This is a genomic window from Streptomyces sp. NPDC029044, from assembly GCF_040637495.1.
Classification (GTDB): domain Bacteria; phylum Actinomycetota; class Actinomycetes; order Streptomycetales; family Streptomycetaceae; genus Streptomyces.
This window is the reverse complement of the sequence record NZ_JBEZWN010000001.1, coordinates 168,349-191,070: the sequence shown is the minus strand read 5'-3', so window position 1 is coordinate 191,070 and position 22,722 is coordinate 168,349. Positions and strand designations below refer to the sequence as shown.

25 protein-coding genes and 1 tRNA gene are annotated in these 22,722 nt (G+C 67.6%); 17 read left to right on the top strand and 9 right to left on the bottom strand.

The genetic code is table 11. The annotated features are described in order from the left end of the window. Positions 1–88: 88 nt before the first annotated feature. The gene (locus AB0E85_RS00910) at positions 89–364 is read right to left on the bottom strand and encodes a hypothetical protein (RefSeq protein ID WP_361921087.1); all 276 of its coding nucleotides are present in this window, start codon (positions 362–364) and stop codon (positions 89–91) included. A gap of 264 nt (positions 365–628) precedes the next feature. On the opposite strand from AB0E85_RS00910, the gene AB0E85_RS00905 reads away from it, so the two are divergent. After that, positions 629–1,129, top strand: coding sequence for a YfbM family protein (locus tag AB0E85_RS00905; RefSeq protein WP_361921085.1), 501 nt, complete (start codon positions 629–631; stop codon positions 1,127–1,129). Positions 1,130–2,074: 945 nt separating this feature from the next. Further along, positions 2,075–3,340, top strand: coding sequence for a TerD family protein (locus AB0E85_RS00900; protein WP_361921083.1), 1,266 nt, complete (start codon positions 2,075–2,077; stop codon positions 3,338–3,340). An 815-nt stretch (positions 3,341–4,155) separates the two neighbouring features. Here the strand turns inward: AB0E85_RS00900 and AB0E85_RS00895 are convergent. Continuing rightward, positions 4,156–4,644, bottom strand: a complete 489-nt coding sequence (locus tag AB0E85_RS00895; RefSeq protein ID WP_361921081.1) for a hypothetical protein — start codon at positions 4,642–4,644, stop codon at positions 4,156–4,158. Positions 4,645–4,978: 334 nt separating this feature from the next. On the opposite strand from AB0E85_RS00895, the gene AB0E85_RS00890 reads away from it, so the two are divergent. Beyond that, on the top strand, positions 4,979–6,373 hold the full coding sequence (locus AB0E85_RS00890) for a hypothetical protein (RefSeq protein WP_361921080.1): 1,395 nt from the start codon (positions 4,979–4,981) through the stop codon (positions 6,371–6,373). 169 nt (positions 6,374–6,542) lie between these two features. Further along, positions 6,543–7,400 (top strand): DUF6602 domain-containing protein, encoded by an 858-nt coding sequence (locus tag AB0E85_RS00885; protein WP_361921078.1) that lies wholly within the window; start codon positions 6,543–6,545, stop codon positions 7,398–7,400. Positions 7,401–7,839: 439 nt separating this feature from the next. Here AB0E85_RS00885 and AB0E85_RS00880 read toward each other — a convergent pair whose 3' ends face one another. Genes AB0E85_RS00880 through AB0E85_RS00865 form a run of 4 tightly spaced genes read right to left on the bottom strand, consistent with a single transcriptional unit; the run spans position 7,840 to position 9,362 of the window. Continuing rightward, positions 7,840–8,220: a hypothetical protein gene (locus AB0E85_RS00880; RefSeq protein WP_361921442.1), complete on the bottom strand. Its 381-nt coding sequence runs from the start codon at positions 8,218–8,220 to the stop codon at positions 7,840–7,842. Next, a complete protein-coding gene (locus AB0E85_RS00875) occupies positions 8,220–8,645 on the bottom strand; it encodes an ATP-binding protein (RefSeq protein WP_361921076.1) in 426 nt (141 codons plus the stop codon). Before AB0E85_RS00875 ends, AB0E85_RS00880 begins: the two co-directional genes overlap by 1 nt. Before the next feature lie 46 nt (positions 8,646–8,691). Continuing rightward, complete coding sequence (locus AB0E85_RS00870) at positions 8,692–9,123, bottom strand: NUDIX hydrolase (RefSeq protein WP_361921074.1); 432 nt, start codon at positions 9,121–9,123, stop codon at positions 8,692–8,694. Continuing rightward, positions 9,120–9,362 (bottom strand): hypothetical protein, encoded by a 243-nt coding sequence (locus AB0E85_RS00865; protein WP_361921461.1) that lies wholly within the window; start codon positions 9,360–9,362, stop codon positions 9,120–9,122. The genes AB0E85_RS00870 and AB0E85_RS00865 overlap by 4 nt, the downstream gene beginning before the upstream one ends. On the opposite strand from AB0E85_RS00865, the gene AB0E85_RS00860 reads away from it, so the two are divergent. The 11 genes from AB0E85_RS00860 (at position 9,276) to AB0E85_RS00810 (ending at position 16,290) form a co-directional block, all read left to right on the top strand. Beyond that, positions 9,276–9,995: a GntR family transcriptional regulator gene (locus AB0E85_RS00860; RefSeq protein ID WP_361921440.1), complete on the top strand. Its 720-nt coding sequence runs from the start codon at positions 9,276–9,278 to the stop codon at positions 9,993–9,995. The two genes, AB0E85_RS00865 and AB0E85_RS00860, sit on opposite strands and share 87 nt — an antisense overlap. Before the next feature lie 165 nt (positions 9,996–10,160). Next, positions 10,161–10,517 carry a hypothetical protein gene (locus tag AB0E85_RS00855; protein WP_361921073.1) on the top strand — a complete coding sequence of 119 codons (357 nt, stop codon included), beginning with the start codon at positions 10,161–10,163 and terminating at the stop codon, positions 10,515–10,517. Further along, entirely contained in the window at positions 10,517–11,893 is a 1,377-nt protein-coding gene (locus AB0E85_RS00850) for an FtsK/SpoIIIE domain-containing protein (RefSeq protein WP_361921071.1), read from the top strand. Before AB0E85_RS00855 ends, AB0E85_RS00850 begins: the two co-directional genes overlap by 1 nt. Positions 11,894–11,981: 88 nt before the next feature. After that, the gene (locus tag AB0E85_RS00845; RefSeq protein WP_361921069.1) at positions 11,982–12,644 is read left to right on the top strand and encodes a DUF2637 domain-containing protein; all 663 of its coding nucleotides are present in this window, start codon (positions 11,982–11,984) and stop codon (positions 12,642–12,644) included. Positions 12,645–12,660: 16 nt separating this feature from the next. Next, positions 12,661–12,846 (top strand): hypothetical protein, encoded by a 186-nt coding sequence (locus AB0E85_RS00840; protein WP_361921068.1) that lies wholly within the window; start codon positions 12,661–12,663, stop codon positions 12,844–12,846. Between the two features lie 2 nt (positions 12,847–12,848). Next, positions 12,849–13,040 (top strand): mobile element transfer protein, encoded by a 192-nt coding sequence (locus AB0E85_RS00835; RefSeq protein ID WP_333937282.1) that lies wholly within the window; start codon positions 12,849–12,851, stop codon positions 13,038–13,040. 16 nt (positions 13,041–13,056) lie between these two features. Further along, positions 13,057–13,251: a hypothetical protein gene (locus tag AB0E85_RS00830; protein ID WP_102910781.1), complete on the top strand. Its 195-nt coding sequence runs from the start codon at positions 13,057–13,059 to the stop codon at positions 13,249–13,251. Between the two features lie 25 nt (positions 13,252–13,276). After that, on the top strand, positions 13,277–13,522 hold the full coding sequence (locus AB0E85_RS00825) for a SpdD protein (protein ID WP_361921066.1): 246 nt from the start codon (positions 13,277–13,279) through the stop codon (positions 13,520–13,522). Between the two features lie 158 nt (positions 13,523–13,680). After that, the gene (locus tag AB0E85_RS00820) at positions 13,681–14,964 is read left to right on the top strand and encodes a replication initiator (RefSeq protein WP_361921438.1); all 1,284 of its coding nucleotides are present in this window, start codon (positions 13,681–13,683) and stop codon (positions 14,962–14,964) included. After that, a complete protein-coding gene (locus AB0E85_RS00815) occupies positions 14,957–15,139 on the top strand; it encodes a helix-turn-helix domain-containing protein (protein WP_062927388.1) in 183 nt (60 codons plus the stop codon). The genes AB0E85_RS00820 and AB0E85_RS00815 overlap by 8 nt, the downstream gene beginning before the upstream one ends. After that, complete coding sequence (locus AB0E85_RS00810) at positions 15,139–16,290, top strand: site-specific integrase (protein ID WP_361921063.1); 1,152 nt, start codon at positions 15,139–15,141, stop codon at positions 16,288–16,290. Before AB0E85_RS00815 ends, AB0E85_RS00810 begins: the two co-directional genes overlap by 1 nt. A gap of 69 nt (positions 16,291–16,359) precedes the next feature. On the opposite strand, the gene AB0E85_RS00805 is transcribed toward AB0E85_RS00810, so the two are convergent. The 3 genes from AB0E85_RS00805 to AB0E85_RS00795 form a co-directional block, all read right to left on the bottom strand. Then, positions 16,360–16,435, bottom strand: a tRNA-Arg gene (locus tag AB0E85_RS00805). 124 nt (positions 16,436–16,559) lie between these two features. After that, the gene (locus AB0E85_RS00800) at positions 16,560–18,260 is read right to left on the bottom strand and encodes an IclR family transcriptional regulator C-terminal domain-containing protein (RefSeq protein WP_361921061.1); all 1,701 of its coding nucleotides are present in this window, start codon (positions 18,258–18,260) and stop codon (positions 16,560–16,562) included. Positions 18,261–18,570: 310 nt separating this feature from the next. Continuing rightward, positions 18,571–19,827, bottom strand: a complete 1,257-nt coding sequence (locus AB0E85_RS00795; RefSeq protein ID WP_361921060.1) for a M6 family metalloprotease domain-containing protein — start codon at positions 19,825–19,827, stop codon at positions 18,571–18,573. A gap of 363 nt (positions 19,828–20,190) precedes the next feature. On the opposite strand from AB0E85_RS00795, the gene AB0E85_RS00790 reads away from it, so the two are divergent. Together AB0E85_RS00790 and AB0E85_RS00785 are read left to right on the top strand one after the other, a co-directional pair. Further along, entirely contained in the window at positions 20,191–20,835 is a 645-nt protein-coding gene (locus AB0E85_RS00790; RefSeq protein WP_361921058.1) for a helix-turn-helix domain-containing protein, read from the top strand. 300 nt (positions 20,836–21,135) lie between these two features. Next, positions 21,136–22,677 carry an MFS transporter gene (locus tag AB0E85_RS00785; RefSeq protein WP_361921056.1) on the top strand — a complete coding sequence of 514 codons (1,542 nt, stop codon included), beginning with the start codon at positions 21,136–21,138 and terminating at the stop codon, positions 22,675–22,677. Positions 22,678–22,722: the final 45 nt, after the last annotated feature.

The following is a 22,722-nucleotide window of genomic DNA, read 5'->3' as shown; positions in this document are numbered from 1 at the left end:
TGTCTTGATGGCCGACGCTGTCGAGATCAGCCCAGGCCGGGTCCTCTCCGAAGATGAGCTGCAGCTCTACCTTCCAGTACTCCGGCTGCTAATGGGGATCGTCGCGCTCATCGGGCTCGGTGACGGCAACCTGCCGGCCAAAGGACAGTGCAGGCTGATCGTCGTTCCAGTCCCACCTGCCCCATTCGACGATGAAGCCGTCGCCATCGTTCTCAGGCCCCTCGATCCCTGCGATCTCGACCTGGAGAAACTCACCGAACGCTTCCCACGCGGCCCCCACGTCACGTACAGCGTCGGGCTCGACCCCACGCTGTCTCAAGATCTGCGCGAACGCGTCGGCGCTGGACCGCCAAGGAATGGGCATGCGGGATGCTACCGCGGTGACCTCTGTGGCTCGGGTGGCTCGTACGGAGGGCCACCACCATGGCGACGCGCAGGAAGGCGCACGCTTTCCAAGTGTGTTGGTGGGGTGCGCGCAGGGGTGTTCACCTGCGTTCATGGGTGGCTGGCCACCGGGCTGGGATCCGCTCCAGGTCTCGGTTGAACGGCGGTGAACCGTGCTGAATGAGACGGAAACTGAGACGGCCATCCAGTGGCCGCTGTCAGGGGCCTCGCCTAGTCTCCGGCCATGAGCATGATCGGTGAGTACCTGCGTGTCACGGCTGCTGAGCTTGACCGGGCGATCCGAGACCCCGACTGGGCTCTGGACTTCGTCGAAGAGGTTCGGGACGCCGAGGAAGAGGCGGAGCTTGCGCCGGCCAGGGCGCGTCACTTCAGCACGTACAAGACCTGGGACATGCTCCGCTTCTTGCTGGCGCGCGCCGAGTTCCCTGTGAACGTGATCAACGGTGAGGAACCGTTCGCCGAGGATGAGGACTGGGGGTACGGGCCTCCGAGGTACCTGCGGCCTGAGCGGGTCCGGCTCGCGGCGGAAGCTCTGCGGGCTACCGGCTATGCCGAGCTGATCAGTGGCGTGGATCCTGCTGAGCTGAGCAGCGCCGAGGTGTATCCCCTCGGGTGGAGTGAGCCTGGCGCGCTGGAGTGGGGGCGTCCCTGGTACGACGGCCTCACACAGTTCTTCGAGGCTGCTGCCAGGGCGGACGACGCGATGCTCGTCTGGCTGGACTGACGGACGAAGACAACGGTCCGACCTCAGCTTGGGAAGCTTGGGTTCTCCACGGACGGTTGCCGGCCTGACCTGCGGTGGACCGGCTGTGCGGACTGACGGGCCGACGGCTTGGTCCCCGTCATTCCCCGTGATTCCCCGTACGATCTGGCACGGTTCTGGCAGGAGCTCTTCTTGCGACCGTCTGGTGGTTACGGGCGGGGTCCGTACTGCTCATAGTTAGGCGAGTCATTGGCTCCGTGTCGACAGCCCTCCATCCACACCTGCCGCTCCGACGTGTCGGGCATCCTGCTTCCACATTCGTCGTTGATCCAGAACTGTGTAGGGCTGTTCCACCCAGCGCCGCACGCGATGGCTTCAGCACCCTCCTTGCCTGAACAGTCAGCGGGCTGCGAGGGAGCCTCGTAGCCGCCGGCCACTTCTTCGCCGGTGGAAAACGCATCCCAGTAGACATCGTTGGCTGACGTGCAGCCGGCAAGTAGCAGCACCGCGGCAAAGATCATCCAGGGCAGAGCGCTGTATCGCACCAGTCCCCCTCCGTCGTTATCCGGAGGAACCATATGTGCAGGCAGCCGTCACTGTGTGCCAGTCGCAGAAACCGGCGGCAAGGCTTAGGCGTACATGGCGACACGGCTCCGGAGGCCCCGTGAGAGCCGGGCGATGCGGCAGGGCATGGCGCTGCCCACGTTAGATCGAGCGGGACGAGTCCACAGATAGGCCACGATCGGGTGAGCACACGAAAGTTCGATCAACGTTCGGCGCGGAACCGGAGCTGTAGGAGCGCGTCGTCCCTGCCAGGGCGCGTAAGACCACCACAATCTCCCACCTCTGGTGTCATCGAGGCATGCCGCCTAGCCGATGCTTCCAACCAACCATCCGTCATTGGCGTTTGGCGTACATGAGCCGGACGGAGGCCCCACGATGTACATAACACACGAGGGGCCACACATGACGACTGCTCTCACAAAAGGCGGCAACGCGCCACTGCCATTCGGCACCTGCCGCGTAACCCTTACCTCGGGCACCACAGGTATCGACGTCTCGGCTGTCCTGCTCAAGCAGGACGGCAAGGTGAGGGGGGACGACGATCTCGTCTTCTACAACCATCCGTTTCAGGACGGGGTTGCCCTGAAAGGCCAGACGATCGTCGCGAACCTGGCCGAGGTACCGGCGGCGGTTGACCGCATCGCCATCGTGGCCAGCATCGACCCCGAACTGCGGGCCACGCACTTCGACGCAGGCAGCACCCCCGCCGCGGTCGTCGACTGCGGCAGCACACAGATCACTTTTGTTCCGCCTCCCCTTACGGATCGGGAGACGGTAGCCATCCTGATCGAGCTGTACAGACGTGCCGGCGGTTGGAAGGCACGGGCGGTCGGTCAGGGCTGGGATACGGGACTAGCTGGCCTGGCCAGGGACGTTGGCATTGTCGTGGATGATCCAGGACCAAGCCCAGCTCAGACGCCAGTTGCAGCCAGGGCCGCTCAAACCCGCCTACGGCCGACTCACCCACCGCGCCCCACCTACGTACCGAGCAGCCCACCACGGACTGCACCAGTCCTTCAGATGGCAACGCCTCGCCCTCTGGGCAAGGTCGCGCTCACCAAGTCCGGTGAGGCGACGATTGACATGCGAAAGGACGACCCGAGCCTGGTTGTTACGGCCATGCTTGAGTGGAACGGCGGCAGCTTGGAGCGACGGCAAGCTGGCGCCGACCTTGACCTCTACGCTCTCTACGTTCCCAAGAGTGTCGTAACCCCGCAGGGGAAGCGTCCAACCAAGTCTGACGAGGTCGTCTACTACCGACAGCTCGGCTCCTCCGTTGCGCCGCCGTACATTGCTTTGGACGGTGACTCCAAGGTGCCAGGTCGAGAGACCATCACCATCCGTCGCCCCGACCTTCAGGGCTACGTGCTCCTATGCGCTTACAGCGCTTTGGAGAACGGCACTGGATCGTTCAAGTCCTACGGGGCCCGAGCAGTCGTCACCGACGGAAGAGGTTCCACCGTCACCGTACCGCTGTTCAATAACCGCAACTTGTCCTACTGGGTAGCAATTGCCCTCATTGACTTCACAGTTCCCGGCGGCGCTCAGGTCAGACATGTAGAAAAGTACAGCGGGAACCACGTCGAGGCTCGTCCCACGCTGTACTCGAACGGGAACTTCCGGATGAGCACCGGAAAGGTTGAATTCAAGAGTTGGGACAATTGGTAGCCCGGATTCGAATTACACGAGAACCGTGGCATGGACGCGGACGCCAGGCGACCTAGACCGCGAGACGGCTACACCCGGTGCGTCTTGCACGGCGATCCCTGCGTCCCGAAGCAACTTGGACGGGACCGCTGCCGTGGGCTGGTGCAGTTCTCACCTGGGCTGATGGTCCGCGGACGTCCGCGGTTGTTCGTGGGCGTTGTCACGCAGTTAGACACTCACCCCTCAGGTTGGCGTGGCTCCTGCAGAGAGCCTGTCCTCAGTCGTCCTCGCCGAAGCCGTATCGGATGTTCTCCTGCTTGCAGGATGGGCAAACGATGTAAGCGTGTGAGTTGCTGCCATCTTCATAGGGCAAGTAGCTCGCTCCACCCGAGAGCGATGACTGACACCACTGGCAGGTGCCACCGCCGCGGTTCTTGGCACGGGTCGGCGGGTCAAGAAGCATGCCATCTACGTCGAAGTAGACCCTGAACCCAAAGCAACTGTCGTTGTGGCATTCGTACCGGCCAGCAAGTTCGTCTGAGTCGGCCCACAAAACTTCCCCGCAGTCAGGACACGCTCGCCCCAAGCCACTGTTGCTGCTCGCGGAATTGTCGAAGACGCCCATAGTTACCCCCTAGATGCCGTTCTTGCAGTAGTTGTCGCCCTTGCGAAGGATTTTGCCAGGTAGCAAGCCCTGCTGAGCTCTGCCGACGCCTACCCGGACGCGTCACCAGGGGTCATTGTGGCCGCCGCACAGTGCCTCAGACCGGCTGAGGGCTGAGACGGGCCGCTGCCTGCATGGCCGGCGGTGTCGGCGATGACTCACCGCGGCTTGGTCAGTCGGACCGTCCACATGGGACACCGATGCTGGGGCCGAGATCAGTGGCGGCGGCCAACGAGTGGGCCGCGGTTCTCAGCTCCTTCTCCCATCCCGGAAGCTCATCGGGGCCGAGCCATTCGCTGTAGTCCGCTGCGACGGACAGGAACCGTGTCTCCTCCCGGGTGCGGGCTGTGACCGTCATTGACAGTCCATTGCCCACATCCTGGGGGCTCAGCTCGCCATGGACGAGGCCGAACGCGAGTCTCACCAGGAGACATCGGCCAGCTGTCTCCTCGTCGGGAAGGGGCATGCCGAGTTCGCACAGGGCTAGAACGTAGAGTTCCCGGGCTTCGGCTGGGTCGCTCCGGCGCGGCAAACCGGCCAGCTCGCGCAGTGCAGGGGAATCACGTCCATCGGCAAGCGCATGCGCAGCGAGCATCGGGAGTTCCTCGGCAGGGAGGATCTCCGCCACGTACTGCCAGGCGCTGAACTGCAACCGGTCCATGGGCTCATCGTGGGTGGCGGCAGAGGTCCTGGCCAGCCGATTGTTGTCGTAGCTCCGGCTTCTTCTTGCCCTGGGTGTTGCCGGGGGTCTTGGTGAGCTGGTTTTTTGCTGGTCAGGGGCGGTGGGTTCGTGCTCCTGGTGATCGTCGTTGGTCGTTATTGGCCACTGTCGAGCGGCCTCGGACGGCCCAGGGACGGCCCGTGATAGCGGCTCGGACTGCCGGGGAAGTCGGGGCACAAAGAGTTATGCAACACAGCCCATCTGGGCGAAACTTCTCGCACGGTGGTCACCTGTCTGAAGAATGCTCCTAGCGTTCAGTGGAGGAAGAGGACCTGTGCAGGATCTTGAGCAGTGGATCACTCGCGTTCGTAGCGTAGAGGTGCGCCCTCTGGTGCGTGAGGCGTACCGCGCCTACACGGCAGGAGCCGCGCGAGCCACCATTGTCCTGACATGGACAGCGGTCTGCGCTGACCTGATTGACAAGGTCAGGACACTGCACGAAGGAGGCGAGAGCCAAGCAACCTCCTTGATCACTCAGGTGGATCAGGCGCAGGGAAACTTGGACACTACGGCAATTCGCACGATGCAAACAGTGGAGAACACCCTGCTTGATCAGGCCGTGGCCCTCGAACTCATCGATGCTACGCAGAAAATACAGCTAGAGCGCTTGCGGGAGGACCGCAATTTGAGCGCACATCCTTCTTTGCGACCGATGGGCGAATTGTTTGACCCACCACTGGAGTACGCGCGCACCCATCTGGTCGTCGCCTTGGAGGCCGTCCTGGTTCAACCGGCAAGCCAAGGTAGAAAGATCGTCTCCAGTTTCGCTGCACACGTTCTGGATCCTGGCTTTGTCGGCGATCCGAACCACATTGCGTCTGCCTTTTTCCGTAGGGTGCGGCCGGCTGCGCGGCGCCGAGTGGTGGAATTTGCGGCGCGTCACGCCATGCTGGAACCAGCCCTAGACGATGCCACGCTCGACGCGGCTGCTCTGGCCGACAGAATGGCCACATGCCTGAAGATCTTCGCCACAGAAGACCGGATCCTGGTTAGCGAGCTCGTGGGTAAGTTCACCGACCGTCTGTCGGCAGCCGCCGTGCCCGTTCAGAGCCGCACCCTGGCACGACTGGGTGACCTGGACGCTTTTTGGAGCGGGATTGATGATCCTCTGCGTAGCCAACTGGACACTATCGTGCGCACCGTCGGCCGCCAGCAAGCGAATCTTGAATACTGGCAGCCGCCAAATCTCGAACCCGCAGATGCCCAGATCTTGTCGCTGGTATCCCTGGAGGAAGTCCGTGTCGCCCTGCCTTCCTTGGAATCTGCCTTCGCCGGGCTCGGCTGGCACCGTCGCGCCACGGTGATCGAACATAGGCCGGGTCCGTACTTCGCTGGCTTTCTCGCAGAGGTGCTTGCAGAGGTAGGCTCCTTCGACTCTGGTGCATTCGCTGCCCGCACCGCAGTGCTGCCATGCGCCCCTTACGTGACTTTGGAGCAATTGCAGGCAGTTCTATTGGCTTGGGAAGCGAACAACCAGTGCTGGGGTCGTTACATGGTGGACTACGCGGCCCAGTTCTACCTCGCTACTGCACATCTGGGCATTGCGCGCAATGCCGTGTGGCGTAATTTTTTGGACCAACTTGCCCGTCGTGAGGACGGGATCATCGATTACAAGGCAGTTCACAGCGCACTTGATGAACGGATTGGGTCGCTCATGGGGGCTGCTTAATTCGGGCCTAGCAAACTCGCCATCGACTATGGCGAGCGCCATTTCTCGATTCCGTCAAAACCATCGCCATGCGCAACTCGGCAAGCATCAATAGATTTCAGTCACGTATGCCGGAAATCCAGCGGGAGTTCTAGTGGCTCAGCATGATATCCGTCACTTCCTGACCAGCATGACTCAGGAACTGAATGCGGAATACGAGCGTCTACGAGTCAGAGCCCGAGAAGATCCCGGCACGGCTGGGCAGCAGGGCGAGGAAACGTGGGCGCGCCTACTTCGAGAATGGCTCCCCTCCGGCTATCAAGTTGTAACAGGAGGGAGAATTCTGGACAGTGCAGGGAACACATCTCCCCAGCTCGACGTGATAGTGTTGCATCCCTCTTACCCACCCGGACTCCTGAAACTCAAGTATTTCTTGGCGCCTGCGGTAGTAGCGGCTTTTGAATGTAAGTTGACCTTGAAGTCCTCTCACATTAAAAAATGCGCCCACACAGCTGCGCTTATCGAGAGTATGGCCGTAGCCGAAGGCCGACCTGCGGGTGAGTTGTTCTTCGGAGTGCTTGCCCATACGCACTCTTGGAAATCCGCCGCATCAAGTCCGGTAAAAAATATCCAGAGAGCGCTCATGGCAAGTACTGAAAAGTACGCAAAATTGCCGGGAGAGGCAATCGACTCTCTGTGTGTAGCTGACCTGGCTTCATGGACTGGATTCTGCGCCGAAGATGATGATTCCGTATTGAGGCTCATGCACATGACGCAGGCATGGGGATTCAGGAGTCGCGTCGACGCCCCCGAGCCAATCACTCAGATGATGGCGCACTTGCTTGACAGGATCAGGGATGATGCGCCTGGCGTCGGCCGAATTGCCGACTACTTGAGGAACATCGGCTCCATGGGCACAACTACTGGGAAATTCCTAACATGGAATGGGTTGCCAAGCGAAAAAAAGCCCATTCATGCGTTTCGTATGATCTGGGCTGAGGAAGGTGTTGGGGATTTTTCGTGGATTGATGAACTGCCTCCCCGCTGACGACGAGGTCGGTGGAGCGGCTTTGGGGTGGCGCTGCTTTGGCGCGAGTGATCATGGCCCCGTAAGCTTGCGGCGCGTCGGGCAGTCTGTGGACCTGCCCGGTAAAGCACGACGTTGGGGCCATGATCTTCGAGGCTCGCGCCAAAGTGGCTCCGTAAAGCCGTGGAGCCGACCACCCCAGCCGCGACGTACCTCTTCTCTGGCATCAGGTGGCTGATTGCTGTGCGCGCGGCACGGGCGCCGGCCGGGCTGGAGCGGGACGAAGGCAGGAGCGCAGGCCCGGCCGGGGGCCGTGCCGCGCGCGGTGAGCGGAGCGAGCCGCCTTGAACCAGTAGAGAAAGTTGTAACTCAGTCGGTCGGCTGGGGTGCGTCCGGTCCCGGTAGATGCTTGACACTTCGGTCCCAGCTGATGGTTGACAGTCGCCGCGTTCACCTGGGATTAGACGGACGGCTGAGGCTTGAAGTCGTATGCGCAGGACGGTAGTTCGAGGCCTTGCCGGTGGGCCATCGGTAGGAAGACCACTGGCCGGATCGTCCATGTGATGCGGGTGCTGGCGTGGGTCAGAGAGACCGTGCAGGCTTCCATGCGTAACAGGGCTCGTCGCGTGTCGATGCGGCCGTCGTAGAGCCAGGCCCAGGCGTCGTCGGAGGCGTCGGGGTCGAGTGCTGGTGAGATGGTGCGGAGGGCGACCGCTACCCATCTGTCAGCCTGTGGTGCCGAGTAGGCGTCGAAGGATGCCCGGAGTGCCGGCCGTCCTGTCTCGTCGTTGACGTCTTGCGTCCAGCACTCGCACCAGAAGCCCCTCTGGGGCTTGTCCATCAGCACGGGTGCCCTCCCGGCTGTGCGTCCGTGAAGAGTTGGGCGGTGACGGTGTAGCTGCTGTGGCTGCCGTGGACGATGAGCCGGTGTGCGATGACGCTGACCATGCCCAAGCCGCGGCCGTGTACCGCGTCCTCGCTCGGCTGCTCGACCTTTGGGGCGGTGCCCGTCCCTCCCTCGTCGGTGACCGACAGGGCGACCACCTTGGGGGAGACGGCGAGGGTCAGGTGGAAGCTGCCGAGTCCGCCGCTCGCGGTGTGGAGGATCGCGTTCGCGCTCAGCTCGCTCACGATCAGTTCGGCGTCGTCGGTCAGGGGAGATCCGCGCAGGATGTCCCGCGTCCAGCGGCGGGCCCGGCTCACCTCTTCCGGAAATCCTGGGCAAGTGAGTCCCCAGACCCGGGCGGTGCTCGTATACTCGTGCATACAAGTTCCTTCGTGCTGGTAGGCCGCCATGTGCAGCGGGTTCGGGCTAGACGAGTTTCACGCCGTCGTGGGCGCGGATGGCCGGCGGGGCTGCAGCGTCCAATGCGTCCAGGACGCGGATCGCGTATGCCTCGTCGGCGAGTTCGATGACCTCTTCGCGGGTGGCCCAGCGCAGTGCGCGGGTCTCGTCCCCGGTGGTGGGCGTGCCGTCGGCGGCCTCACAGCGGAAGACCATGGAGACGATCAAGCCCTTCATGTTCTTGTAGATCCCGGTCAGGGTCGCGGGAAGCGCGATCTTGATGCCGGTCTCTTCGAGAACTTCGCGCTGAAGGGCCTCGGGGATGGTCTCCTCGCGTTCGAGGATGCCGCCCGGGGGTTCCCAGTGGCCGTTGTCGCGGCGCTTGATCAAGAGGGCGCGGTCCTGGTCGTCGACGATGACTCCGGCGACGCTTACGGAGTGCGGACGTTCGGTGCTCACGTTCCTCTGCCCTCTCGGATGGCTAGGCTCTCCACCGTAGCAACAAAGCTCGCCCACTCGTCTAGATACCTAAAGGAGTACACGTGCCCTCCCTTTCCTCCGGCCTCCTCGGCGACCTCGACCCCACGAGCGATCGTGCGGTCTTTCGGCAGATCGCCGACCAGCTGCGCGAGGCCATCGACCGTGGGCGATTCAAGGAGGGCGAAAAGCTGCCTTCGGAAGCGGAGCTTGTCGAGCATTACGGGGTTTCCCGTATGACGGTTCGAAACTCCTTCTCCGTCCTCCAGGGCGAGGGCCTGGTGCACGCCGAGCACGGCAAGGGCGTCTTCGTGCGACCACGCCCGCCTGTACGACGGCTGGCCTCCGACCGGTTCGCCCGGCGCCATCGCGAGCAGGGGAAGTCCGCGTTCATCGTGGAGGCCGACGCCGCCGGCAGCCACCCGCAAGTGGACAGCCTGGAGGTCAAGGAGGAGAAGGCCAGCCAGGACGTCTCCACCCGGCTCGGGTCCGTGCGGCGGGTGCTGGCCCGGCGTCGCAGGTGTCTGCTCGACGGGCGACCCGTGGAGTTCGCCACCTCGTATCTGCCGCTCGACATCGCGCGCGGTACACCGATCGCCGAGCCGAACCCCGGGCCCGGTGGCATCTACGCCCGGCTTGAGGAGCTGGGGCACCGCCTCGACCACTTCGAGGAAGAGATCCGTGCCCGGATGCCCTCGCCCGATGAGGTGCGCACGCTGCGGCTGGCCTCCGGCGTGCCGGTCATTCACCTGATCCGCACCGCGTTCGATCAGGAGGGACGGGCCGTGGAGGTCTGCGACACGGTCATGGCGGCCGACGCGTACGTCCTGTCGTACCAGCTCCCGGCGACGTGAGCGCCTGACTGGCGGTGGTGCGCGGGGAGGCTTCTCCGAACTCGTACACCCCAACAGGCTTACTCGTATAGACGAGTGGGCAAGTCGTGTGGCAAGGTGGTTGCCGTTCCCGGAGATCGGGTTCGAACGCCGCATCTTGTATAGACGAGTAGATGGGAAGAAGTCTTGCGCACCATCCGTGTAGAGACCTCCGCCGCAACGATCCTGCTGACCGAGGCGCCCGAGCCCAAGGTCCGCGACCGGCAGACCGGCGAGATCGCAAAGGACGCCACCAGCGGAGAGGCCCTGATGACGATCGGCGTCGTCTACCTGGAGGACGGTGAGTCGTCGCTGATCAAGGTCACCGTTCCGGAGAGCGGAGTGGCCGAGGGGCTGACGCTCGGGGCACCGGTCTCGCTGCCGGGTCTGGTGGCCCGGCCGTGGGAGAGCGTCTTCAACGGGCAGCAGCGGCACGGCATTGCCTACCGCGCTGCCGCCGTAACTTCGGCCGCGTTCCCGGCCGCCACCGGGGCCGCTGCCTGATGACCGATCTGACGACGCTCCTGGAGGTGGGTGGTCCTGTCGCCGCACTCGGCGGCGGGGCCGCCTACGCCCGGGCCAAGCATCCCGGGGTGTACTGGTCCACTGTCGGCCTGCCGATATCCGCGGCCCGGCTCCTCAGCTCCTACGGTTCGGTCATGGAGGCCTGCGGCCTGACCGTGGCTCCGTCCCGGCTGCGGATGCTGGCCGTCAAGGCCACCACCCGCCGCGAGGTCCGTCCCGTACCGCCGCGTCGCGGCATCATCCGGCCCACCTCGACCGGGCTGCGGCTCCGTCTGCGGCTCGCTCCGGGGCAGGAACCAGCCGACGTCGCCGCCTCGGCGGAACGGCTGCGGCATGCCTGGGGCGTTCACGCCGTGTACGTCTCGACGGTCAAGCCCGGAGTGGTTGAGCTGCGGCTGGTCGGCTTCGACGTGCTGCGGAAGGTGCGGATGCCTCGCAAGGTGGACGCCGGGTTCCTTCAGGCGCCGGTGGCCCTTCGGGAGGACGCCATGCCGTTCATACGCGACTACCGGACCGTGCCTCACCAACTCACCCTCGGCGCGACCCTGTCGGGCAAGTCCATGTACCTGCGGCACCTGATCGCCGGACTCGCCCCCCAGCCTGTCGCCCTGGTCGGCATCGACTGCAAGCGCGGTGTCGAGCTGGCGCCGTTCGCGGCCCGCCTCTCCGCGCTGGCGACCGAACCCGACCAGGCCGCCGAACTGCTGCCCGTACTCGTGAAGGAAATGGAGGACCGATACGACCTGATCAAGGCCCGGCAAGGCATCGCCCCGGACACCCCGGCCGAAGAGATCACCTCCGACATCTGGGGACTGCCCGACTCCGAACGCTCCGTCCCCCTCGTGCTGTTCGTGGACGAGGTAGCCGAACTCTTCCTCGTCGCCACGAAGAAGGACGAGGAACGCCGGGACGAGATGGTCACCCAGCTCATCCGGCTCGCCCAGCTCGGCCGCGCGGCCGGCATCTACCTGGAGGTCTGCGGGCAGCGCTTCGGCGCCGAACTCGGCAAGGGAGCGACCATGCTGCGGGCCCAGTTGACCGGCCGCGTCTGCCACCGAGTGAACGACGAAGCCTCCGCGAAGATGGCGCTCGGCGACATCGCACCCGAAGCGGTCTCGGCTGCCTGCGCCATCGCACCTGAACGACCCGGCCTCGCCGTGGCCGGCGACACTTCCGGCGGCTGGTCCCGCATCCGCACGCCGTACCTGTCCCTCGGCGAGGCCGCCGAGACCTGCCGCGAGACCGCACACCTGGTTCCCGACCTGCCCGCACTCAAGCCCTTCCGGCCCGACGTGCCCGTACGGCCCGTCGAGATACCAGGCCCGGCCGTGCGGCCACGACCGGTGACCGACTGACCCGCGCCACCGCTCAACCCCGGTCGGCGAGACCGTCTCACGCCAAGTCCCTACCCCTCCCATGCCTGAATCCGGAAGGAGCCGCATCATGCGCGCCCAACTGGCCCGCGTTGACGCGGTGCTCGTCCAAGCGGTCATCGCCGCCGCGCTGTCCTTCGCCCACCTGCACGACGTCGCCTCGGCGGCCGGACAGGACGGGTGGAAGGCGTGGGCCTACCCGATCAGCGTTGACCTGCTGCTCGTCGCCGCCTGGCGCCGACTGCGCTCCGGGGAGGCTAAAGCGGCCGGGTGGTGTTGGTTCCTGGTCGCACTTGCCGCGTCCCTCGGCGCGAACGTCGCCACCGCCGGGCTGCTCGATCTGGACCACGTCCCGGCCTGGCTGCGCATCCTGGTGGCGGGCTGGCCCGCGGTCGCCTTCCTCGGCGGAACCCTCCTGGTCCACTCGCCGCCGGCATCGCACGACGAGACCACTGACGCCGTGGACGAACAGAAACCCGAGGACATCGAGGACCAGGAGCACGCGCCCGATCCCGCCCCAGACCCCCCGACGCCACCGGCGGCCGACCCGGCACCGGCCCCACCGTTGGCCCCGCCTCCGGTCGCTGTCCCGGCCGCCCTGGTCGAGCACGCCCGCAAAGTCGCCGCCGAGCACCACACCCGCACCGGAACGGCCATCGACACCCCGACCCTGCGCGCACGCCTCGGCGTCCCGCCGCCCATGGCCGAAGCCATTGCAGCCCAACTCACCTGAACAGCAAAGGGACAGCATGCCGCTCTTCTGCTTCAACACGGCCGCCGACTACCTCGAAGCGGCCCGCGAGATGGCCCTCAGTGGTCGGACGGCGCTTGCCCGGCTCCTCGCCGAGGAAGCCGCCGACCGCACGCCGGATCCGGAAGAAGCCGCCTGGATCCTGCGCGACTTCCCCCGCCCCAGCCCGCGACAGGAGGACTGACCATGCCCGCACCGAAGCGCTTCCGCCACGTCAGCCGCATCGGCCCCGTCCAGGTCGGCACGTACTACGACGGCCGGGGCCAGGAGAAGCACACCGCCGCGTGCACCGCTCCGCGCTGCGGCTTCTCCACCGACTACGACAGCCGCGCCGCCGCCGAGCTGGCCGCCCGCACCCACCGCTGCCCCGCCCGCTGAGAGGACCCCGAAAACCGTGACTGTCAGCCTGCCGCTTGTCGTCGTCCTCGGCTTCTTCGCCTGGGGAGCCGTCAGGTTCCTTGGCGTCCGCGTCTGGATCGTCGTCCTGATCGCCCTCTTCGGCTTCTGGCTCTCCCGCACCTTCCTCGCACCCGCCATCGAGTCCGGCACCCGCTCCGGCGTGACCGTCATAAACGGTTCACACGCATAGACGAGTAGATAAGGAGTTCGCGACCGTGTTCCTCCCGAAATACCCCGACAGCCCGACACCGCCGCCCGTGCACACCCACACCCCGACCGAGGCGGCGCCCGTACGGCGCTCACTCCCGTCTGTCTCCATCGATCAGAAGGCCGTCGTGGCCTTGGTCGTCGGCGGGGTCGTCCTCACCGCCCTCCTGGCCGCCGTAGCCGTCACGGCCATCTCGGTGGCCGTCGCCGCCGTCGTCCTGCGTTCCATGCTCCGCGACCACCACCGCCGCTGAACCGCGCCAGGACTCCGGGGCGGCGGCACACGACCAAGCATTACGCCGCCCCGGCGCCGGTTCCTCCCGACCGAGCCAGCCAGAAGGGAAACGCCATCTTCACCCGCACCACTCCGGCACCTCTCCCGGAACTCGCGAACCTCGCCGCGCAGGGCACGCTGCCGGGTATCCTCCGCCAGCTCTCCGGACTCGGCGGCTGCACCCACCCGATCCGCCTCGACGGCCACCGCACCGAGTACGACGTCGACACCCGCACCGGCGAGATCGGCAACATTGTCCACCGCCTCGACTCCTCCAGCCTCCCGGCCGGACAGCTCCTCGTCCGCTGCAACAACCGCCGCACGACCCGCTGCGCCGCCTGCGCCGAGGTATACCGCCGCGACACCTTCCACCTGATCACCTCCGGCCTGCGCGGCGGCAAGGGCATCCCGGAACACGTCGCCGCCCACCCCCGCGTCTTCGCCACCTTCACCGCCCCGAGCTTCGGCCCGGTCCACAACCGCCCCTCCAGCGGGCGCCCCTGCCGCTGCGGCACCCACCACGACCAGGACGACGACGTCCTCGGCTCCCCGCTCGACCCGGACACCTACGACTACGAAGCCGCCGTGCTCTGGAACGCCCACGCCGGTCCGCTCTGGCGGCGCTTCTCCACCTACCTGCGCCGAGAGGTCGCCAAGCGCGCCGGCCTGTCTCAGCGACGCTTCCGCGAGCACGCCCGCGTGAGCTTTGCCAAGGTCGCCGAATACCAGAAGCGCGGCGCGGTCCACTTCCACGCCGTCATCCGCATCGACGGTCCCAGCGGCGGCGACACGCCACCCCCTACCTGGGCCACGGCCGAGCTGCTCACGGACGCCATCCGCGCTGCTGCCGCCAAGGTCCGCGTGGACGGCCCGACCATCGACGGCCGCACCCACACCTTCACCTTCGGCCGCCAACTCGACGTCCGCACCATCCGCTCGGCCGACTTCGACGACGGCCAGGAGCTCACCGAGCGGGCCGTCGCCGCCTACATCGCCAAATACGCCACCAAGGGCGCCGAGACCGCGACGGGAGCTCTCGACCGCCCACTCAAGTTCGCCGCCGAACTCGCCCAGCTCGACATCAGCGACCACGCCCGCCGCCTGATCCGCACCGCATGGTTCCTCGGCGCCCGCAAGGACCTCGAACACCTCCGCCTGCGTGCCTGGGCCCACATGCTCGGATTCCGCGGCCACTTCTCCACCAAGTCCCGCCGCTACTCCACCACCCTCGGCGCCCTCCGCGACGCCCGCGCCGAGTGGCGTCGTGCGCAAGCCACTCCTGCCAACGGCCCCGAGACCGACACGACGTACGTGCTCTCGCACTGGGTCTTCGCCGGAACCGGCCTCTCGGACACCGAAGCCTGGCTAGCCGCATCCCTCGAACCCGCTCCCGGAACGGAAGGAGAGCCCACCCATGCATGACGACGAACTGCTGACGGTGCCTGACGTGATGGAGCGGCTGAAGCTCGGCCGCTCAACCGTCTACGACCTCATCCGCTCCCGTCGTCTGCCCTCGATCACCATCGGCCGGTGCCGTCGCATCCCCGCGCGGGCTGTCCGCGAGTACATCACCCACGAACTGGAGGCAGCCGCCTGATGGCCCAGCAACGCAAGCGCAATCCCAACGGCGCCGGCACCATCACCAAGCGCAAGGACGGCCGCTTCCAGTGCGCGGTCTACGTCCTCCAGCCGGACGGCACCCGCGCCCGTAAGTTCGCCTACGGCAAGACCTGGGCCGAGTGCGACGCCAAGCGTCGTGAGCTGCTCGACAAGGTCGACCAGGGCGTGCCCGTGCCCACCAAGTCGGCCAAGCTCTCGGACTGGCTCCCGTATTGGCTGGACAACGTCATCAAGCCCCGGCGGAAGCTCAGCACGTTCGACAAGTACGAGGCACACGTCCGGCTCTACCTCGTGCCCCTGCTCGGCTCCAAGCGGCTCGAATCCCTCGGCGTCGCCGACGTCCGCCGCTTCCTCGTTCGCCTGGAGAAGGAGACGACCGCCGCAACGGCCAAGGAGTCGCATCGAGTTCTACGCTCGGCGCTGTCCTCCGCCTGCCGTGAGGAGCTGATCACGCGCAACGTCGCCAAGCTCGTCGAGCCGCCCCGCACGGACAAGCCCGAGCTGCACCCCTGGACCCTCGACGAGACGCTCGACTTCCTCGCTGCCTCCCGCAAGGACCCGCTCTACGCGGCCTTCGTGCTCGCCATCGCCATGGGGCTCCGCCGAGGAGAGATCGTGGGCCTGCGCTGGTCGGACCTCGACCTCGACAACCGTGTCCTGTACGTCCGCCACCAGGTCCAGCGCCGCCGTGGCGTCCTGTACGACGACGACCCCAAGAGCCGTCGTCGCCGCGCAGTCCCTCTGCCCGCCCTCTGCATCGCGCCCTTGCGCTGGCACCGCCTACGGCAGGCGGACGCTCGCGCCAAGGCGGGGGAGAGGTGGCAGGAGTCGGACTACGTCTTCGCCACTCGCACCGGCCGCCCCGTGGAGCCGCGCAACCTGTACCGCTCTTTCACCCGCGTCGCCGTGTCCGCCGGCCTCCGCGTCATCCGGCTGCACGACGCTCGCCACGGGACGGCCACCCTCCTCACGGCGGCCGGAGTCGCGCCCCGCGTGGTGATGGAGATCCTCGGGCACAGCCAGATCAGCATCACGATGGACGTCTACACCCACGTCGTCCAGGACACGCAGCGCGAAGCCATGAGCCACATGGACCGTCTGCTCAGGAGACGTCCCATCCGCGAGTGACCGCCCGCGTTGATGTCAGAAGTAGATGTCAAAGGCCCACCTACGAAAGTCGTAGGTGGGCCTTTTGGCTGGTGCCCCCGGCAGGATTCGAACCTGCGACACCCGCTTTAGGAGAGCGGTGCTCTATCCCCTGAGCTACGAAGGCGGTGGCAGTCGACGCAAGCAGCGACACGCCTGTGGTCTGGGAGGACCACAGGCGTCAGCGTACCGGATACGGGTCCGGCGGGTGTGGGGGTCACGTCAGAGGCGTGGGCCGGGCCGGTGGGGATTCAGGACACGGGAACGTGAGTGAAGCGCGCCGCCGTGTGGAAGTCCGTCTGGATGCGCGTCGCCGTCGCCGTCAGTTCCGGGAGGAGGTCCGTCACGCACTCCCGCGGGGTGCGGCGGCTGGCGTGGAGTGCCGTGTTCAGGGCCGCCACCACCCGGCCCGACCGGTCGCGGACCGGGACCGCGATCGAGCGGAGGCCCTCTTCCAGTTCCTCGTCCACCAGGGCGTACCCCTCGGAGCGGACCGAGGCCAGGGCCTCGTCGTCACGGGTGTCCGCCAGGAGGACCCTGCCCAGTGCCGTCGCGTAGGCGGGCAAGCGCGTGCCCACCGTGATGTTCACGCTCATCACCCGGGCCGTGGTCACCCTGGCCGTGAACTGGATCTCCTCGCCGGAGTCCGACAGCACCGCCAGTGACGTCGACTCGTGGATGCGGGACGTCAGGTCGGCCAGGTGCGGCTGGGCGATCTCCGGGAGGGTGGTGCGGGACAAGGGTGGGAAGCCGAGGGAGAGGACCCGGGGGGTCGGTGTGAAGGTGCGGTCGGCGGAGGCGACCAGGCCCAGGTGTTCGTAGGTGATCAGGGCCCGGCGGGCCGTCGCCCGGGCCAGGCCCGTCGCCCGGGCCACCTCGGTGAGGGTCAGCTCCGGCCTGCCCTCGCCGAAGGCGGTGAGGACCGTCAGCCCCCGGGCCAGGGATTCGATGAACTCACGGCCCAGTCGCTGCTTGGACGCGCCCGTCCAGAGCGCCAGGTCCGCGGGGGGCGGCCCGGGCTCGGGGGGCGGGGTGTCGCGCAGTTCGCGTTCCATCGCCTCGACCGCGGACCGCAGCCTCGGGAGGAGGGTCGCCCGCAGGTCGTGCGCGGTGTGGCGGCTCGTGTGGCTGACCACGCTCGCCACGCTTGCGATCCGGCCGTCCGCTCCCGGGCTGCGGACCGGCACCGAGATCGCCACCAGACCCGGCTCGATCAACTGGTCGTCCAGGGACCAGCCGTGGGCGGACGCCTCTTCCGTGCGGCGGACGAAGGCGTCGTCGTCCCGCGCGTCCGGTCGGTGGGTCCGTGGCGGTACGGCCGTGAAGGACAGGTCCCTGGGGTCCGTCGCCCTGCGGTGCCGCCAGCGCCGCCAGTCCGTGGTCGTCCACTCCGTCGCGAACAGCGGTCCGGGGGCCGTGCGTTCGGCCGGGAGCAGGTCGCCGATGCGGAAGCTGAGGGACATCGCGCGGCGGCGGGTCGCCTGGTGGATGAAGCGGATGCCGTCCTGGTCGGCGACAGCGAGGGAGACCGACTCGTCCAGGTCGTCCGCCAGGGCGTCCGCGTGCGGGGAGAGCAGGGCGGGCAGGCGCAGGGCCGACAGGTAGGCGTTGCCCAGCTCCATCAGGCGGGGGGACAGGTGGACGTCCCGGCCGTCGAAGCGGACGTACCCCATGCGGGCGAGAGTGGCCGTGATGCGGTCGACCGTGGAGCGGGCGAGGCCGGTGGCGCGTTCCAGGCCGCTCAGGCTCAGCGTGCCGTTCGCCTCCGTCAGTTCCCGCAGCACCGCGATGCCGCGGATGAGGGGTGCGACCGCCTCCGCGGGGGCGCTCCCACCGGTGCCGGTGAGGCCAGGAGTCCTGGCGGTAGTGGCCGCCTCGGCCGGCGGCCCCTTCTTGTCGGCCGTGGGGGCGGACTCCTCCGGAGGCGTCTCGGGCATGGGCTTCGCTGGCATCGGTTCTCCGGTACGGCGGTCGCGGCAAGCCCACCGTAATCCGAAACGGTGGGCCGGAGGCCGGGCTGCCCGGGGGCATGACCGACCCCCCATGCTTGCGCAGGCCGCCCCCTCCCTACCCCCCTACCCCCTCGCGTCACCACACCCGGTACCCCCTCCTCCGCACCGACCCCCGTTCCCGCCCCCGTCCTACCCCTCGGCACCCGCACCCGGCCCTCCTCCACGCCGACCCCCGCCGCCCCCCGGTTCCCGGTGGCCCCCGTTCCCGCCCCCCGGTTCCCGGTGGCCCCCGTTCCCGCCCGCCCCCTCCCTACCCCCTCGTCACCCGCACCCGGTACCCCTCCTCCGCACCGGCCCCCGCCGCCCCCACCGTCCCCGCCCCCACCCCCGTCACCTCGATCGTGATCCCGCTCCCCGCGTCATGGAACCTCTCCCCGGGGGTGAACGGTGCGTCCGACAGTTCCGCGTGGACGTTCGGCGCGCGTGTGCAGCCGCCGCTGTCGCGGCGGGAGTCGATGACGGTGACCGGGCCCATGCCCGTGTCCACTTCCGCGTCGACCCGGTAGATCAGCACACCCGGGCGGCACACCGCCTCGTCGTTGCCGGCGCGGGTACGCAGTTCGACGGCGTAGCCGGTTCTGCCGTCCAGGGGGACGAAGACCAGCTTGGAACCGCCGGCGAGGGCCAGGGGCGTCAGGGTGTACTCCGAGGTCCCGGGGGAGGCCGCGCAGTGGACCTGGGTGGCGTCGAGCCAGCCCAGCTTCCATTTGTGCCAGCCGAGGAAGTCGTTGTTGGCCCCCCAGTCCTCGCTCATGATGTCCCAGTGGCCGACCGCGCCCCCGCCCTCCGCGGTGTACAGGTCGGGCAGGCCGAAGACGTGGCCGTTCTCGTGGGGGAGGACGCGGTAGCCGGTGCGGTCGTAGGAGCCGGAGCCGTCGTCCTGGCGGGAGTAGACGAAGGAGGCGTTGGCCACGGGTATGCCGTCGGCCTGGGGTGCCTCCGGATTGCCGGCGAAGGTGACGGACAGGACCGTGTCCAGGGCGGAGGGGCCGGCGTTCGGGGTGACCAGGACGTTCAGCAGGTCGTACGCGCGGAAGTCCACCTTCGGGTCGGCCGCCGCCACCAGGTCCTCGACCAGGGCGCGGTAACCGGGTTCGAACGGGGCCCCGCGCTCTATGCCGTACTCGCGGAACGACTTCGGCATCCGCAGCCAGCCGGGTATCGGGGTCTCGGGGCGGTAGTCGAGGCGGCCGTAGGAGCTGGTGCGGAACCAGTCGCGGGTCTGCGGGAAGAACTCGTGGAAGCGGTCCTGTGCGTCACCCTCGCCGGGGGCGTCGGAGAAGTCGACCATGAGGGTGAGGGCGCGGACGGTGCCGGTGGAGCGGGTGTAGCCGGCGGAGGTGGGGATGCCCTCGGACATCTGGACCTCGCGGGCGCCGCGGATCATGCAGGGGCCGTGTGCCGAGGTGTGGGACAGGGTGATGGGGCCTGCTCCCGCCGTACTGGAGCCCGGGGCGAGTGGGCCGGTGCCCGCCGAGGTGCTGACCGTGAAGGTCAGGGCGGTCACGCACGCCAGGGCGGCCAGCCGGCGCCTGGGTATCCGGTGGCCGCGCGGGCCCGCGCCGTCCGGCCGGGGGCGCCGTGGCTGCGGCTGCGTGCAAGGGACCTGCAAGGGACCTCCCGCGCCACGGCAGCCACCGGTCTCCGGCTGCACCCTTGCGATCACCCTGCGTCGCGGGGTGAAGGGGCGCGCGCTGGGAGAGACCGATCGTGGGTTTCCCGTCAGTAGGGGCCGAGGGGGCTTGTGAGCCAGGTCACAAACATTTTCTGCGGGAGCGGGAAATACCGGGGACCTACTCCCCGTTTAGCCATGTGTCCGACCGAAACGGGGATGCAGTCCCCGGATCGCCTCACTCACCAGGAGTACACCGTGCAGACCGCCACCCCCGAAGCGCGCAAGGTGCCCCGGCCCCGCGCCGACGCCCTGCGCAACCGGGAGCGGATCGTCACCGCCGCCCGGGAGATGTTCGTCGAGCACGGCCCCGAGGTGCCCCTCGACGAGATCGCCCGCCGGGCCGGCGTCGGCAACGCCACGGTGTACCGCAACTTCCCGGACCGCGACGCGCTCGTCCGCGAGGTCGTCTGCTCCGTCATGGACCGTACGGCTGCGGCGGCCGAGGTCGCGCTCGCCGAGACCGGCGACGCGTTCGAGGCGCTGGAGCGCTTCGTGCACGCCGCCGCCGACGAGCGGATCAGCGCGCTGTGCCCGATGATCTCCAGCACGTTCGACCAGCACCACCCGGATCTGGAGGCCGCGCGCGAACGGGTCGAGCGGCTGATCGCGGAGGTCATGGACCGCGCCAGGTCGGCCGGGCAGCTCCGGTCCGACGTGGACGTCGGGGACGTCATGATCGCCGTGGCCCAGCTCAGCCGGCCCCCGGCCGGCACGGACTGCTTCCGGGCCGACCGGTTCGTCCACCGCCATCTCCAGCTGTTCCTGGACGGGCTGCGGGCCCCCGCCCGCTCCGCCCTCCCGGGCACGGCCGTGACTCTGGAGGACCTGCGCCGGCCCTGACCGATCCGTTCAGCCCGATCCGTTCAGCCCGATTCGAACCAGACCGATCCCTCCAGTTCCCTGGTTTCCGTCCGACCGCTTCGCCGATGAGTTTCAGGCCGCCCCACCCGTCTGAACCCTGAACGACAGCCGAACGGCAGCCCCTACGTCCGAACGGCAGCCCCTACGTCCGAACGGCAGCCCCTACGTCCGAACGGCAGCCCTACGGCCGTCCCCGCAGGCAAGCCGTCACCTTTCGTCACCCTTTTACAGTACGAAGTCCCGATTTTTCCGTCACGAAGTCCCGAAGTGGGTATCCCCATGTCTGAAACAGCCTCAAAGGCCCTCGGCACACCGGCCAGGGAACCGGACGCCAACCGCTGGAAAGCGCTCGTCTTCATCGCGCTCGCCCAGCTGATGGTCGTCCTGGACGCCACCATCGTGAACATCGCCCTGCCCTCCGCCCAGCAGGACCTGGGCATCTCCGACGGCAACCGGCAGTGGGTCGTCACGGCCTACGCGCTCGCCTTCGGCGGTCTGCTCCTGTTCGGCGGCCGGATAGCCGACCTGTGGGGACGCAAGAAGGCCTTCGTCGTCGGTCTGGGCGGTTTCGCCGCGGCCTCCGCGCTCGGCGGCGCGGCCACCAACGAGGCGATGATGTTCGGCGCCCGCGCCCTCCAGGGTGTCTTCGGTTCCCTGCTCGCGCCCGCCGCGCTCTCCCTGCTGGCCGTGATGTTCACCGACGCCAAGGAGCGCGCCAAGGCGTTCGGCATCTACGGCGCCATCGCCGGTGGTGGCGGTGCGGTCGGTCTGATCCTCGGCGGTTTCCTCACCGAGTACCTGGACTGGCGCTGGACGTTCTTCGTGAACATCCCGTTCGCCATCGTCGCCGCGGCCGGGGCGTACTTCGTCATCCGTGAGCCCGAGGGCGGCCGCAACCGCTCGCCGCTCGACATCCCCGGCGTGCTGCTGTCCACCTTCGGTCTGGTCGCCCTGGTCTACGGCTTCACCCGCGCCGAGTCCGACGGCTGGAGCGACACCGTGACCGTCGCCATGTTCGTCGCCTCCGCCGTGCTGCTCGCGGCCTTCGTGTTCGTCGAGTCCAAGGTCAAGGCCCCGCTGCTGCCGCTGCGCGTGGTCACCGAACGCAACCGCGGCGGGATCTACCTCTCCCTCGGTCTCGCGATCATCGCGATGTTCGGCCTGTTCCTCTTCCTGACCTACTACCTCCAGATCGTGAAGGGCTACTCGCCGGTCAAGACCGGGTTCGCGTTCCTGCCGATGATCGCGGGCATGATCACGGGCTCCACCCAGATCGGCACCCGCCTGATGACCCGGGTCGCGCCGCGCCTGCTGATGGGCCCCGGCTTCCTGGTCGCCGCGCTCGGCATGCTGCTGCTGACCCAGCTGGAGATCGGCTCCTCGTATGCCGCCCTGCTGCTGCCGGCGATGCTGCTGCTCGGTCTCGGCATGGGTACGGCGTTCATGCCGGCCATGTCGCTGGCCACGCAGGGCGTCGAGCCCCGGGACTCCGGTGTCGCCTCCGCGATGGTCAACACCTCGCAGCAGGTGGGCGGCGCGATCGGCACGGCCCTGCTGAACACCATCGCCGCCTCGGCGACGACGGCGTACGTCGCCGACCACATCGCCGGGGCGACCAGCCGGTCCCAGCAGCAGCTGGTCCAGCTGGAGGCCATGGTGCAGGGCTACACCAGCGCCATCTGGTTCGCCGTCGGCATCCTCGTGGTGGCCGCCGCGATCGCCCTGACCTTCGTCAACGCCGGCCGCCCGGGCGGTACGACGGTGGCGTCCTCCGGCGAGGACGCGGCGGACGAGGTGCAGATCCCGGTCGTCGCCCACTGACGCCCGCGCACCGCACCCCTTCGGGCCACCCGTAGGACCGCACCC